Consider the following 13324-nt stretch of genomic DNA (forward strand, 5'->3'; position numbering starts at 1 on the left):
CCCGCTCTCACAGGTCAGGTGATCTCTGTGGGAGCGGGCTTGACCCGCGATGCTTTTAGTCGCGCTTAACCAGCCCAGGCAACTGCGCAACCAGCTTCTGGTTGTTGAACGGCGCGCGGATAAACCCGCGCTGCTTGCCGTCCGGCCCCAGCAGCGCCAGGTTGCCGCTGTGATCGACCGTGTAGTTCGGCTTGCTGGTATCGGCCGGAATGAACGGAATGCTCACCGCATTGGCCAGCTTCTGGATGTTTTCCAGCGAGCCGGTCACCCCGCGAAAATCCTTGTCGAAATAACCCAGGTACTGCTTCAGCTGTGCCGGGGTGTCGCGGTTCGGGTCGACGCTGACCAACACCACCTGCAAACGCTCAACAGCCTCTTTGGGCAGCTCGCTTTTAACCTGGCGCAGCTGGGCGAGGGTGGTCGGGCAGATGTCCGGGCAGAAGGTGTAGCCGAAGAACAGCAGCGACCACTTGCCCTTGAGCTCGTCCATCACCACAGGCTGGCCCTGCTCGTCGGTCATTTGCACGGCAGGCACGGTGCGGCTCTGCGGCAGCAGGATGATGCCAGCATCGATCAGCTCGGTCGGGTTGCCTTCGCTGCGGCCATTGAGCACCTTGTTGACGGTAAGCCCGAGGATCACGGCGACCAGGGCAACGAGAATAAAGACGGTTTTCTGGGTTCGAGTCATAGGTTCAACAGTAGGTAGTGGTCAACAAGCAGCGCGATGAACAGCAGCAACAGGTACCAGATAGAGTACTTGAAGGTCTTGATCGCCGCGTGCGGCCGACTGCCACGGTACAACACCCAGGCCCACTGCAGGAAGCGCCCGCCCAGGGCCAGGGCGCAGGCCAGGTACAACGGCCCGCTCATGTGGATGGCGTAGGGCAACAGGCTGACCGCCAGCAACACCAGGGTGTACAGGAGGATATGCACCTTGGTGTAGTGCTCGCCGTGGGTCACCGGCAGCATCGGAATATCAGCCTTGGCGTACTCTTCCTTGCGGTGAATGGCCAGGGCCCAGAAGTGCGGCGGGGTCCAGGCGAAGATGATCAGCACCAGCAGCAATGGCTCGGCGCTGATGTGCCCGCTGATCGCCACCCAGCCCAGCAACGGCGGCGCAGCGCCGGCCAGGCCGCCGATAACGATGTTCTGCGGCGTGGCGCGCTTGAGAAAGCCGGTGTAGATCACCGCGTAACCGAGCAGCGAGGCCAGGGTCAGCCAGGCGGTCAGGGCGTTGGTGAACACCAGCAGCAATGCCATGCCCAGGGTCGCCAGCAGCAGGGCAAAGGTCAGCGCCGCCGCCGGTGCCACGCGGCCCTCGGCAATCGGGCGTTTATGGGTACGCGCCATCAAGGCATCGATGCGCCGGTCGACCACATGGTTGACCACTGCCGCACCACCGGCGCAACAGGCAATGCCCAGGTTGCCGAACAGCAGGATGGTCCACGGCACCCCGGCACGGGTGGCGAGGAACATGCCGACCAGCGAGGTGATCAGCATCAGCACCACCACCTTGGGTTTGGTCAGCTCGAGGTAATCGCGCCAGCCTGCCTGCAGCCTGCGCTCGCTCAGAAGCGTCGCCATGAATTATCTCCCAGATAATGAACGACTCCGCCGCTCGCCAGCGGGGTCAGGCGCCAGCCCTGGCTGACCCGGCGGACCTTTGCCTGGGCAACCAGTCGAATGCGGTAATTGACCAGCACCATACTCAGCAACAGCAGCGCGCCACCGGCGTTATGGGCCACGGCCACGGCCAGCGGCAGATGGAACAGCACGTTGCTGATGCCCAGGCTCACCTGCAGCGCCAGCGCCGCCAATACCAACCCGGCCAGCCGGCTCAAACCATGACGGTGCAGCTTCCAGCTCAAGACCAGCATGACCGCCGTCACCAGCAAAGCGCCCAGGCGGTGACTCATATGGATCGCCGTGCGCGCGTCACTGTCGAGCTGGCCACCGAGGTAATTGGGGCCGATATGCTGGGTCAGGTGAAAGCCGTTGGCGAAGTCTGCCTGCGGCCACCACTGGCCATGGCAGGTCGGCAGGTCGATGCAGGCCACTGCCGCGTAGTTGGCGCTGACCCAACCGCCCAGGGCGATCTGGCCGATCACCACCAGCAAGCCCAGCGCCGCCACCCGGCGCACGCTCAAAGGCAGCTTGGGCAACGGCGCAAAGGCCCGTGACAGGCGCAGGCTGAGCAAAAACAACAGGCTCAAGGTGGCAAAACCGCCCAACAGATGTGCCGTGACCACCTGCGGCCACAGCTTGAGAGTCACCGTCCACATGCCGAAAGCCGCCTGGGCGAACACCACGCCAAGCAACAACAGCGGCAGGCGATAGGGCTGGCCGTCGCGGCCATGGCGGCGCCAGGCCTGCAGGGCGAGCAGGGTGATCACCAGGGCCAGGGTGCCGGCAAAGTAGCGATGGACCATTTCGTTGCGGCCTTTGTGCGCTTCCACCGGAGTGTCGGGAAAGTGCAACTCGGCGTGGGCCAGCTGTGCTTCAGTCTTGGGCACGCTGATAAAGCCATAGCAGCCGGGCCAGTCAGGGCAGCCCAGGCCGGCATGGGTCAGACGGGTGTAGGCACCGAGCAACACGACAACCAGTGCCAGCAGGGTGGCGAAGACAGCGAGGCGAAATCCAGGTCTGGCCATGGCAATGTCCTACCCGATATTGGACAGCTTCAGCAGGTGGCGCAGGTCATTGAGCAAGTCCTTGCCCTTGACCCTGGCGTCGTAGCGCAGCACCAGGTTGCCGTGCGGGTCGACGATCCACAGCTGGGCATCCTGTTTGCCCTGGCTGAGCGCGCCATAGCGCGACAGGTCCAGGGGGTAGCGTTGCAGTTGCGGGTACTCGCGCTCGAGCTTGGCCTGGTAGTCCGCCGTCAGTGGCTGGGCGGTGGCCAGGGCATGGCTGGCACGGCTGGCATCGCGGCCCAGGCCGATCTGGATCTGCCGGGCCAGGTACACCAACTGTTGGCAGTCCAGCCCGCACTCTTTGGGCGTGCTCACCAGCAGTTGCCAGCGTCCTTCCTCAGCGCTGACGCCGAGGTCGGCGAGGGTCTGGCCGTTGCCAATCATTTCGCCGTGGTAGCTGCGGCTGTCGGGCACCCAGAATTTGAGTTTGTACATGCTGGTGGCGAGGATCATCGGGCCGAGGACCACCAGCAGGATCAGCAGCAGTTGCAGGCGCCCACGCGCACGATTGCGCGGTTGCCTGCCCTCAGACATGTTGAGTGGACTTGTGGCGGCTCCCATGCTGTTTCTCCTTGTTGTTATGCCAGCCGAAGTAGAGGTAGAGCAGCACCAGGGCCAACGCCAGGGCAAACCACTGCACGGCGTAACCCAGGTGTTTTTCCGGGCCCAAGGCGACCACCGGCCAGTCCAGCCGGTAGCTGGCCGGGCCTGGTTCCAGGCGCAATTCATGGGCAAAACCTTCGCGGCCCAGTTGCGGCCACAGCGCGCCGGCGTCAATCGCCGTGATCAGCCGCGGCCAGCTGCCGCCTTGCGGGTCGGCATGCAGCTGGAAGGTGGTGCCCGGGGCGACATACACCGAGGCGTCCAGGCTCAAGGCTTGCCCAGGGGTGCTGAACTGCACCGGGATGCGCCGGTCCGGCCACGGCAGCCAGCCGCGATTGATCAACAGCCACAGGCCGCTGGCCTGGTCGAGAAAGGGTTGCAGCAGCTCGACGCCAACCTGGCCATCGCGCATGCGGTTATCCAGCAACAAGCTGTGCTGGCTATCGAACTGGCCGTACAGGTGCACCCGGCGATAGGCCGGATCGGCGATCTGCAGCAACTGCGTGCTGCCCACCGCGTCGCCGGCACTGCGTTCGGCATACACCTGCAGCAGCTGGCGCTTCTGCTCGGCGCGCGCCAGCTGCCAGCAGCCCAGCGCGATCAACCCCGGCAGCAGCAACAGCACCACCAGGGTCGGCACGATGCCGGGGCGAAAGCGCTTCACCGGGCCCTCGAAAGGTCAGTCGCTATACTTGAACTCATCACTGCATCCCCCCGGAGTTTCGCCATGCTCAAAGCCGCGATTGTCCTGATGCTGTTGGCGACCATCGCCAGCCTGTTCAGCGGCCTGTTCTTTCTGGTCAAGGACGACGGACAGTCGACTCGCCTGCTCAAAGCCCTGACTATTCGTGTCACCCTGGCCGCCTTGACCCTGGCCCTGGTGACCTGGGGTTTCTACAGCGGCCAGTTGGTTTCCCACGCGCCGTTCTGAACCCGGCTACAGCACGTAAACGAAGATAAACAGCCCCACCCAGACCACATCGACGAAGTGCCAGTACCAGCTGGCCGCCTCGAAACCGAAGTGTTTGTCGGCGTTGAAATGCCCGCGCAGGATGCGCACCAGCATCACGATCAGAATCAGGGTGCCCATGGTCACGTGGGCGCCGTGGAACCCGGTGAGCATGAAGAAGGTTGCGCCATAGATACCCGAACCCAGGGTCAGCCCCAGTTCGGTATAGGCTTCGTGATACTCGTAGGCCTGCAGCACCAGGAAAGACAAGCCAAGAAGGATGGTCAGCGCCAGCCAGGCCTTGAGTGGCCCGCGATGGTTCTTGCGCAGGGCATGGTGGGCGATGGTGATGGTGACGCTGGAGCTGACCAGCAAAATGGTGTTGATCAGCGGCAAGTGCCAGGGGTCGATGATGTCTTTGGGCGGCGGAAACAGTTTCGGGTCTGGCGTGTTCAGTAGCGGCCAGGAGAACTCGAAGTTCGGCCACAGCATGTGCGCCACGCCCTTGGCGCCGTCACCACCAAGCCAGGGTCCGGCCAGGTTGCGCACGTAGAACAGCGCGCCAAAGAAGGCGATGAAAAACATCACCTCGGAAAAGATGAACCACGACATGCCCCAGCGGAACGAGCGGTCCAGCTGCGGACTGTAGAGCCCGGCGCGGCTTTCCTTGACCACCGCGCCGAACCAGCCGAACAACATGTAGGCCAGGCACAAGGCACCGAAGAAAAAGATCCACGGCCCGTGGGACTCCGGCCGCCCGGCCTTGAGGTCGTTGAACCAGGTGCCGAGGCCGAACACAGTGATGAACATGCCGACCGTGGCAATGATCGGCCACTTGCTTTGCGCCGGTACGTAATAGTGCTCATGGGAAGCCATCGTGGTGTTCTCCTTATCGGGCGCCCTGTGCAACCGGGTCCGCCAGGTGTGCGACCGGCGGGTGGCGAGCGGTGATATCGAACAGCGTGTAAGCCAGCGTCAGGTGTTTCACATCCTTGGGCAGGTCACGGTCGACGATGAAACGCACCGGCATTTCGATGCGCTCCCCCGGCTGCAGCACCTGCTGGGTAAAGCAGAAGCATTCGGTCTTGTGGAAATACGCCGCCGCCTCGGCTGGGGTAATGCTGGGGATGGCCTGGGCGCTCATGGGTTTGTCGGTCGGGTTGCGAGCGATGAACACCATCTGGTTGACCGCCCCCGGGTTGACGTCGATCTGGTCGGCGGTGGAATAAAAATCCCAGACCATGTCGCTGGCGTTGGTCGACATGAACTGCACCTTCACCGTGCGGTTCAGGTCGCTGACCTGGGTGCCTTCGTACTGGCCGCCGGTCTTGCCGTTGATGCCGAACGCCTTGCACATCACGTCGTAGATCGGCACCAGGGCAAAACCGAAGGCGAACATCACCACGGTCAGCAGCATCAGCCGCCACACCAGGCGCTTGAGCGAGGTCCCTTCACTCATGGCTGCATCCTCAGGCCGAAGCGGTTCATTTCACTTCCGGTGGAGTCTGGAAGGTGTGGTAAGGCGCCGGTGACGGCACCGACCATTCCAGCCCTTCGGCGCCATCCCAGGGTTTGGCCGGCGCCGGAGCGCCGCCGCGAATGCACTTGATGACGATGAACAGGAAGAAGATCTGCGTGGCGCCGAAGGTGAAGGCGCCAATCGAGGAGATCATGTTGAAGTCGGCGAACTGCAGGTTGTAGTCGGGGATCCTGCGCGGCATGCCGGCCAGGCCGACGAAGTGCATGGGGAAGAAGGCCATGTTCATGCCGATGAACGACAACCAGAAGTGCAGCTTGCCCAGGGTTTCGTCGTACATGTGCCCGGTCCACTTCGGCAGCCAGTAGTAGGCCGAGGCGAAGATGCCGAAGATCGCCCCGGGCACCAGCACGTAGTGGAAGTGAGCCACCACGAAGTAGGTGTCGTGGTACTGGAAGTCCGCCGGAGCAATCGCCAGCATCAATCCGGAGAAGCCGCCGATGGTGAAGAGAATGACGAAGGCGATGGCGAACAGCATCGGGGTCTCGAAGGTCAGCGAGCCTTCCCACATGGTGCTCACCCAGTTGAACACCTTCACCCCGGTGGGCACCGCGATCAGCATGGTCGCGTACATGAAGAACAGCTCGCCGACCACCGGAATGCCGACCACGAACATGTGGTGGGCCCAGACGATAAACGACAGGAAGGCAATCGCGCCGGTGGCATAGACCATCGAGGTGTAGCCGAACAGCGGCTTGCGCGAGAACGCCGGGATGATCGAGCTGACCGCGCCGAAGGCCGGCAGTATCATGATGTACACCTCGGGGTGGCCGAAGAACCAGAACACATGCTGGAACAATACCGGGTCACCACCGCCGGCAGCGCTGAAGAAGCTGGTGCCAAAGTGGATGTCCATCAGCATCATGGTCACCACGCCCGCCAGTACCGGCATCACCGCGATCAGCAGGAAGGCGGTGATCAGCCAGGTCCAGACGAACAGCGGCATTTTCATCAGGGTCATGCCCGGGGCACGCAGGTTGAGGATGGTGGCGATGACGTTGATCGCGCCCATGATCGAGCTGATGCCCATCAGGTGGATGGCGAAGATGAAGAAGGTCACGCTTTCCGGCGCGTAGGTGGTTGAGAGCGGGGCGTAGAAGGTCCAGCCGAAGTTCGGTCCGCCACCGGGCATGAACAGGGTCGAGACCAGCAGCAGGAACGCGGCCGGCAACAGCCAGAAGCTGAAGTTGTTCATGCGTGGCAGGGCCATGTCCGGCGCGCCGATCATCAGCGGGATCATCCAGTTGGCGAGGCCAACGAAGGCCGGCATCACCGCGCCGAAGACCATCACCAGGCCGTGCATGGTGGTCATCTGGTTGAAGAACTCCGGCTGGACGATCTGCAGCCCGGGCTGGAACAGCTCGGCGCGAATGACCATGGCGAACGAGCCGCCAAGCAGGAACATCATGAAACTGAACCACAGGTACATGGTGCCGATGTCTTTGTGGTTGGTGGTCAGCACCCAGCGCATCAGGCCCTTGGCCGGCCCGTGGGCGTGCTCATGACCGTGGCTGTGGTCGTCGATCACTGCGCTCATGTCCTGTCTCCTGCAGTCCGGTGGCGGGGGCGCGGATAGGCATCAACCCGGCTCATTTGCTTTCTGCCTGTTTGATCGCCAGCACGTCTTTTGGCGTGACCATATCGCCCTTGTTGTTGCCCCAGGCGTTGCGTTCGTAGGTCACTACGGCGGCGATATCGACTTCCGAGAGCTGCTTGCCGAAGGCGGCCATGGCCGTGCCCGGCTTGCCGTGGAAGACCAGGCTCAGGTGATCTTCCTTGGGCCCGGTGGCAATTTTCGAGCCCTTGAGCGCCGGGAACATCGGCGGCAGGCCCTGACCTTCGGCCTGGTGACAGGCCACGCAGGTGGTGTGGTAAACCTTGTCGCCGCGCTCGACCAGCTCTTGCAGGGTCCATTCCTTGCTGGTCAGCTCCTTGAGCTTGGCCGCCTCGGCCTTGCGCTCGCCGAGCCAGGTGTCGTAGTCGGCCTTGGACTTGACTTCGACCACCACCGGCATGAAGCCGTGGTCCTTGCCGCACAGCTCGGTGCACTGGCCGCGGTAGATGCCGGGCTTCTCGACCCGGGTCCAGGCTTCGTTGACGAAGCCTGGAATGGCATCGCGCTTGACCGCAAAGGCCGGCACCCACCAGGAATGGATAACGTCGGCGGCGGTGACCAGGAAGCGCACCTTGGCACCCACCGGCAGCACCAGCGGCTGGTCGACTTCGAGCAGGTAGTGCTCGTCCTTGGGCGCTTTGTTGTGGATTTGATCGGCGGGGGTAGCCAGGTTGCTGAAGAACTCGACATCCTGGCCCAGGTATTTGTAATGCCATTTCCACTGGTAGCCGGTGACCTGGATATCGACGTCCGACTCGCTGGCATCGTAGATATCGATCAGGGTCTTGGTCGCCGGAATGGCCATGGCCACCAGGATCAGGAACGGCACCACCGTCCACATGATCTCGACCCAGGTGTGCTCGTGAAAATGCGCGGGCTGCTGGCCGGTGGAACGACGGTGGATGATCATCGACCAGAACATTGCGCCAAAGACCACCAGGCCGATGATCACGCAAATCCAGAAAATGGTCATGTGCAGGTCGAACACTGCGTTGCTGACTTCAGTCGCCCCTGGCGCCATGTTCACGGTCCAGGCGGCGTGCGCCTGACCGAATACCGACCACAACAGGAGGCCCATCCAGACATGTGGATGTCGCATCATTGCGGGTTCCCCTTATCGTTCTTGTTATCCCGGAGGCGTGGACCTACGGCTAAGGGTACGGCGGCCAAGACTGCGAACTTCGACGACCGAGCCCCTGCGAACTGCAGTCGGGCCTCATCAGCGAATCACTTTCAAACCGGAGTATAGACAGCGACCCCGGCGCCGCAATGCGCACAGGGAAAACATCGGCAGAAGTTGAACGTTTGCGCGCAAAGCCGCTAATTACCTGGCTTGAGGCACAATGATGGCATTTAGATATAATTGGCGAATATTAAGTTGTTAATGGTTATGCCAAATGCGTCTTAGGCATTTTCAGAACCGAGCTACCTTATGTCTTCCGTTTGTCACGCCTTTACCCTGGAGTTGTCATGAACATCGCCGCTTTGCGCGAGCAGATTACCCGTGCCCGTCAACATGAGACCGAAACCGGCCAACTGAAAACTCAACTGGAAAACCAGCTGCCCCGCCTGCACCCTTCGATCCATCTGCCAGAGGCCGATGCCCAAGGCGCCCTGGTGCGCTTCGTCGACGCCTATATCGATCAGGTACCGGAACTGCTGGAGGCGGCCAACGAGGTTGCCCGCGAAGCCGGCATCGAGTCGCAGATCAAACCGGTGCTGAAAATCGCCGAGCAGTACTTCCTGCAACCGCCCGCCATCACCGATACCCACCTCGGCCTGGGCTGCCTGCTGGATGAGGCCTACCTGGCCCATCGCCTGGTGGAAGAAGTTAACGACTTGTACATCAAGCACTTCAACCAGCCGCTGATCCCGCTCGACACCACGGTGGCCAACCTGATCGCCCACCAGCTGATCGGCGAGCAGTTTGCCAATCAGCTGGATGAAGTGGTGCACCACTCGGTGGACGAGATGCTCAACGAAGAAAGCTTTGCCCTGGAGTCGGTCGAGCAGTACCGCGACAAGCTCAGCAGCCCGAACACCGGCGAAGCCTGGAAGCGCTGGCCGTGCCTGTCGCGTCAGCTGGGTGTGGGCCTGGAGCTGGATCAGTCGGCTTGAGGCTGATTCGGTTCAAGCCCCCAACCCGGCGGTTGTCCGCACCCGCCCTTCGACCCGGCGCTTGAGCCGCCGCTGCTCGATCAGCAGCCGCGAGCCCTTGCCGGAATTGGCCCGGCCCCAGTCCTCGAGCAGCTCCAGGCAGGAGTGGTCGATGTAGCTGAGGTTGGCCAACGGCACGTGCAGGGTGGTCCCGGGCGGAATGCCTTCCAGCACCTGGGCCAGTGCCGGCACCTTGAGAAAGGTCGCCGCACCGCTCAGGCGCAGTTGCATATGGCCCGGTTGATCAAGGCTGGCCACGCTGATTTTCAGGCGTGCGGCCTTGAGCGCAAGCTTCAGCAGGGTCAGGGCAAAACCGAGCAGTACGCCGGTCAGCAGGTCGGTGAAGATGATCGCCAACGCTGTCGCCGCATAGGTGAACATCGGCATCCGGCCATACCGCCCCAGCCCGCGAAAGGCCTTGAAGTCGACCAGCTTGATCCCGGTGTAGACCAGCACACCCGCCAGGCTAGCCACCGGAATCTGCTGCAGCACGCTGCTGAGCACCACCACGAAAGCCAATAACCAGACCCCATGCAGGATCGCCGACAGGCGCGTTTGCGCCCCGGCCTGGACGTTGGCCGAGCTGCGCACGATAACCCCGGTCATTGGCAGTGCCCCCAGAACGCCACAGAGCATATTGCCCAGGCCCTGGGCCGACAGTTCGCGGTCAAAGTCCGAGCGCTGGCCGTTGTGCATGCGATCGACAGCGGCTGCAGATAGCAAGGTTTCGGCGCTGGCGATAAAGGCCAGGGCAAAGGCGGCGACCAGCAGGTTGGGGTCGGCCAAGTGGAGCAGGTCGGCCGGGCTCAGCCAGTCGATGGCTTCGCTGAGGTTAGCCGGCACTTCGACGCGGTTCACCGGCAATGCCAGCCAGATGCTGATCGCGGTCATCAAGGCCACGCCTAGCAAAGCCCCAGGCACGAAGCGCAGCGACTGCGGGCGCAAGCGCTCCCACCCCCACATGATGGCGATGGTGCCGAGCCCGAGCGCACCGGCCTGCCAGCCGTTGCCCGGGCTTTCCAGCGGCAACGCCTGGGCCAGGGTCGCCGGAAAGCCCAGCAGGTTGGCCAGGCCCGAAGGTTGCGGGGCGCTGTCGAACATCACATGCACCTGGGACAAGATAATCAGCACGCCGATACCGGCGAGCATGCCGTACACCACCGCCGGCGCCGTGACCCGGAACCAGCAGCCCAGGCGCAAACGGCCGGCGAGCAGTTGCAGCAGGCCGGCCAACAGCAGGATCGGGCCGAGCATCGCCACGCCATGCTGGCGCACCAGTTCGAACACCAGCACCGCCAGGCCGGCGGCCGGACCGCTGACCTGCAACGGCGAGCCGGCCAGCCAACCAACGACGATACCGCCGATGATCCCGGTGATCAGGCCCTTGGCCGGTGGCATGCCCGAGGCGATAGCGATGCCCATGCACAAGGGCAGGGCGACCAGAAACACGACTACTGACGCCAGTAATTCACGCGGCAAGGCCGCTTTCACTTGTGTCTTGTTCACCCTGTTACTCCTTCTCTCACGTTTCATGGCCATTCCAATGGCCGCTGGCACAACCCCTGACTTACGCGCAGCCGCATACCGCCAGCGGGCGCCGGCACGGCAATCAGGGAGATTCAAGGCAGCCGATGACCAGGCCGCACCAGGCAGGTGCAGCCGTCAATCAGCGATTCGCGGGGGTGTCAGGGACGCTTAGTAGCGGCCTTTTGGGGTGGCGCAGGGGATCGGCTGGCCTTGGGCTAGCGGCAGGAAGCTGTCGCTGGCGGCGTCATAAGCCTCGATCTGGCTGGTTTCGATGTCGTAGATCCAGCCATGGATATACAGCTGGCCGGCTGCCAGGCGCGAAGCCACCGACGGGTGAGTGCGCAAGTGGTGCAGCTGGGCGATGACGTTTTCTTTGGTCAGCACCTGCATGCTTTCATGCTCGCTACCACAGGAGCAGTTGTCTTCGACCACCGTGCGGGCGACCTCGGCATGGCGCAGCCAGGCTTTGACCGTCGGCATTTTCTCCAGGCTCTGGGGGTTGAGCACCGCGCGCATGGCGCCGCAATCGGAGTGACCGCAGACGATGATGTGGTGAACACCCAGGGCCAGCACCGCATATTCGATGGCGGTGGACACACCGCCGTTCATCTGCCCGTAAGGAGGCACGACGTTACCGACGTTGCGGGTCACGAACAGGTCGCCAGGGGAGCTCTGGGTAATCAGCTCGGGCACAATGCGTGAATCGGCACAGGTGATGAACATCGCACGGGGCTTTTGCGCGGTGGCGAGTTTCTTGAACAGCTCTTGCTGCTCGGGAAAAACGTCATGATGGAAGCGCAGGAAGCCGTCGACGATATGCTTCAGAGCGGCATCGGCGCTCTCGGCTGGGGCTTGCGGGACAACCTTGGATGGGTCCTTGACGGGCATGATTCATCCTCTTTGACGGTTTTGGGTTAAGTCCATTTTACCGGGTTGATGATTCAAACGGCGTATGACAGTTGGATGAAATACGCGCGCCAACCATCACATCAGTTGTTGACTGAATTCCTACGCTACTCGGCGAAACTTAACTCAAACTGAATTGCGAGGCTTTAGAACGGGCGTTCCAGAGATTCAAAGAGGTGTCTGGATAATAGCAAAAAAACATTAATGGCCAATACCCATTAATGAAATCAGAGCAGCGACATCTGCCCGCCTGGAGGACAAAACGCTGTGCAATCAAGCGCGTAGCCTTCGCGCCGATTCAGCCCCAGGCGGCGGATCGCCTTGCTGAAGCGTTGCGCCAGCAACTCGGCAAATACCCCCTCGCCGCGCATGCGCGCACCGAAGCGGCTGTCGTACAACTCACCACCGCGGCTCTGGCGAATCAGGCTAAGGACATGACTGGCCCGTTGCGGGTAATGGTCCTGCAGCCATTGCTCGAACAGCGGCGCCACCTCCAGTGGCAGGCGCAGCATCATGTAGGCCGCGTTCAGGGCGCCGCTGGCCTTGGCCGCCTCGAGCAAGTGCTCAAGCTCGCTGTCGTTGATCATCGGGATCATCGGCGAACACAGCACACCCACCGGCACACCGGCCTCGGTCAGCACCCGGATCGCCCGCAGACGTGCCTTGGGCGCCGCTGCCCGTGGCTCCAGCGTACGCTTGAGCTCGTCGTCCAGGGTGGTCAGGCTGATCATCACCTGTACCAGATTCTGCCGGGCAAGCTCGGCGAGCAGGTCCAGGTCGCGCAGAATCAGTGAGCCCTTGGTGACGATGGTGACCGGGTGCCGGTAGCGCAGCAGCACTTCGAGCAGGCGCCGGGTCAGTTGTTGCTCGCGTTCGATGGGCTGGTAGGGGTCGGTGTTGGAGCCCAGGTTGATCGGTGCGCACACATAGCCAGGCTTGCTCAGTTGCTGTTCGAGCACGGCGGCAGCGTTGGTCTTGGCAATCAGCTTGGTTTCGAAGTCGAGCCCCGGCGACAGATCCCAATAAGCGTGGCTGGGCCGGGCATAGCAGTAGATACAGCCGTGCTCGCAGCCGCGATAAGGATTGATCGAGCGATCGAAGGGCAGGTCGGGCGAGTTGTTGCGGGTGATGATGGTCTTGGCGGTTTCGATGCGTACTTCGGTACCCTGGGTCAGGGGCACTTCCTGGTACCAACCGTCATCCTCGGCCACCGAGCGATTCGGGGCGAAGCGGTTATGGGGATTGCTCGCGGTGCCACGACCCCGCACCGGCCCTTGAGGATTGAACATGAAAAACCCCGGATACTGTTTTTATATACAGTACACGGGGCTAGTGTT

General features: G+C 62.4%; 14 protein-coding genes. 2 read left to right on the forward strand and 12 right to left on the reverse strand.

The features are described 5' to 3' along the window. Positions 1-55: 55 nt before the first annotated feature. From BLR26_RS02890 to BLR26_RS02910, 5 genes are read right to left on the reverse strand one after another with little or no spacing between them, the layout of a single operon-like run. Positions 56-688 carry an SCO family protein gene (locus tag BLR26_RS02890; protein WP_093377622.1) on the reverse strand — a complete coding sequence of 211 codons (633 nt, stop codon included), beginning with the start codon at positions 686-688 and terminating at the stop codon, positions 56-58. Beyond that, on the reverse strand, positions 685-1584 hold the full coding sequence (gene cyoE, locus BLR26_RS02895) for a heme o synthase (protein WP_045200693.1): 900 nt from the start codon (positions 1582-1584) through the stop codon (positions 685-687). The genes BLR26_RS02890 and cyoE overlap by 4 nt, the downstream gene beginning before the upstream one ends. Further along, positions 1569-2651, reverse strand: coding sequence for a COX15/CtaA family protein (locus BLR26_RS02900; RefSeq protein ID WP_045200695.1), 1083 nt, complete (start codon positions 2649-2651; stop codon positions 1569-1571). The genes cyoE and BLR26_RS02900 overlap by 16 nt, the downstream gene beginning before the upstream one ends. A gap of 9 nt (positions 2652-2660) precedes the next feature. Continuing rightward, on the reverse strand, positions 2661-3254 hold the full coding sequence (locus BLR26_RS02905) for a hypothetical protein (RefSeq protein WP_093377627.1): 594 nt from the start codon (positions 3252-3254) through the stop codon (positions 2661-2663). Continuing rightward, positions 3220-3960: an SURF1 family protein gene (locus tag BLR26_RS02910; protein ID WP_093377631.1), complete on the reverse strand. Its 741-nt coding sequence runs from the start codon at positions 3958-3960 to the stop codon at positions 3220-3222. Before BLR26_RS02910 ends, BLR26_RS02905 begins: the two co-directional genes overlap by 35 nt. A gap of 63 nt (positions 3961-4023) precedes the next feature. On the opposite strand from BLR26_RS02910, the gene BLR26_RS02915 reads away from it, so the two are divergent. Next, positions 4024-4227 carry a twin transmembrane helix small protein gene (locus BLR26_RS02915; protein ID WP_045200700.1) on the forward strand — a complete coding sequence of 68 codons (204 nt, stop codon included), beginning with the start codon at positions 4024-4026 and terminating at the stop codon, positions 4225-4227. Positions 4228-4233: 6 nt separating this feature from the next. On the opposite strand, the gene BLR26_RS02920 is transcribed toward BLR26_RS02915, so the two are convergent. Genes BLR26_RS02920 through coxB form a run of 4 tightly spaced genes read right to left on the reverse strand, consistent with a single transcriptional unit; the run spans position 4234 to position 8499 of the window. Next, complete coding sequence (locus BLR26_RS02920) at positions 4234-5121, reverse strand: cytochrome c oxidase subunit 3 (RefSeq protein ID WP_045200702.1); 888 nt, start codon at positions 5119-5121, stop codon at positions 4234-4236. Between the two features lie 13 nt (positions 5122-5134). Then, positions 5135-5704 carry a cytochrome c oxidase assembly protein gene (locus BLR26_RS02925; RefSeq protein ID WP_038997842.1) on the reverse strand — a complete coding sequence of 190 codons (570 nt, stop codon included), beginning with the start codon at positions 5702-5704 and terminating at the stop codon, positions 5135-5137. A 25-nt stretch (positions 5705-5729) separates the two neighbouring features. Further along, complete coding sequence (gene ctaD / locus BLR26_RS02930; protein WP_045200704.1) at positions 5730-7319, reverse strand: cytochrome c oxidase subunit I; 1590 nt, start codon at positions 7317-7319, stop codon at positions 5730-5732. A 52-nt stretch (positions 7320-7371) separates the two neighbouring features. Next, a complete protein-coding gene (gene coxB / locus BLR26_RS02935; protein ID WP_045200706.1) occupies positions 7372-8499 on the reverse strand; it encodes a cytochrome c oxidase subunit II in 1128 nt (375 codons plus the stop codon). 368 nt (positions 8500-8867) lie between these two features. Between coxB and BLR26_RS02940 the strand changes: the two genes are divergently transcribed. After that, the gene (locus BLR26_RS02940) at positions 8868-9515 is read left to right on the forward strand and encodes a hypothetical protein (RefSeq protein ID WP_093377637.1); all 648 of its coding nucleotides are present in this window, start codon (positions 8868-8870) and stop codon (positions 9513-9515) included. 12 nt (positions 9516-9527) lie between these two features. On the opposite strand, the gene BLR26_RS02945 is transcribed toward BLR26_RS02940, so the two are convergent. From BLR26_RS02945 to BLR26_RS02955, 3 genes are all read right to left on the reverse strand, one after another. Then, complete coding sequence (locus tag BLR26_RS02945) at positions 9528-11060, reverse strand: SulP family inorganic anion transporter (RefSeq protein WP_093377642.1); 1533 nt, start codon at positions 11058-11060, stop codon at positions 9528-9530. Positions 11061-11249: 189 nt separating this feature from the next. Beyond that, positions 11250-11969: a carbonic anhydrase gene (locus BLR26_RS02950; protein ID WP_045200712.1), complete on the reverse strand. Its 720-nt coding sequence runs from the start codon at positions 11967-11969 to the stop codon at positions 11250-11252. Between the two features lie 245 nt (positions 11970-12214). Next, entirely contained in the window at positions 12215-13276 is a 1062-nt protein-coding gene (locus BLR26_RS02955; protein WP_093377647.1) for a PA0069 family radical SAM protein, read from the reverse strand. Positions 13277-13324: the final 48 nt, after the last annotated feature.

It is taken from the genome of Pseudomonas sp. UC 17F4 (genome assembly GCF_900101695.1).
In the GTDB taxonomy this organism is placed as follows: Bacteria; Pseudomonadota; Gammaproteobacteria; order Pseudomonadales; family Pseudomonadaceae; genus Aquipseudomonas.

Coding starts and splice junctions, on each gene's coding strand:
- BLR26_RS02890 (WP_093377622.1), bottom strand. CDS start 688: ATGACTCGAACCCAGAAAACCGTCTTTATTCTCGTTGCCCTGGTCGCC.
- cyoE (WP_045200693.1), bottom strand. CDS start 1,584: ATGGCGACGCTTCTGAGCGAGCGCAGGCTGCAGGCAGGCTGGCGCGAT.
- BLR26_RS02900 (WP_045200695.1), bottom strand. CDS start 2,651: ATGGCCAGACCTGGATTTCGCCTCGCTGTCTTCGCCACCCTGCTGGCA.
- BLR26_RS02905 (WP_093377627.1), bottom strand. CDS start 3,254: ATGGGAGCCGCCACAAGTCCACTCAACATGTCTGAGGGCAGGCAACCG.
- BLR26_RS02915 (WP_045200700.1), top strand. CDS start 4,024: ATGCTCAAAGCCGCGATTGTCCTGATGCTGTTGGCGACCATCGCCAGC.
- BLR26_RS02920 (WP_045200702.1), bottom strand. CDS start 5,121: ATGGCTTCCCATGAGCACTATTACGTACCGGCGCAAAGCAAGTGGCCG.
- BLR26_RS02925 (WP_038997842.1), bottom strand. CDS start 5,704: ATGAGTGAAGGGACCTCGCTCAAGCGCCTGGTGTGGCGGCTGATGCTG.
- ctaD (WP_045200704.1), bottom strand. CDS start 7,319: ATGAGCGCAGTGATCGACGACCACAGCCACGGTCATGAGCACGCCCAC.
- coxB (WP_045200706.1), bottom strand. CDS start 8,499: ATGATGCGACATCCACATGTCTGGATGGGCCTCCTGTTGTGGTCGGTA.
- BLR26_RS02940 (WP_093377637.1), top strand. CDS start 8,868: ATGAACATCGCCGCTTTGCGCGAGCAGATTACCCGTGCCCGTCAACAT.
- BLR26_RS02950 (WP_045200712.1), bottom strand. CDS start 11,969: ATGCCCGTCAAGGACCCATCCAAGGTTGTCCCGCAAGCCCCAGCCGAG.
- BLR26_RS02955 (WP_093377647.1), bottom strand. CDS start 13,276: ATGTTCAATCCTCAAGGGCCGGTGCGGGGTCGTGGCACCGCGAGCAAT.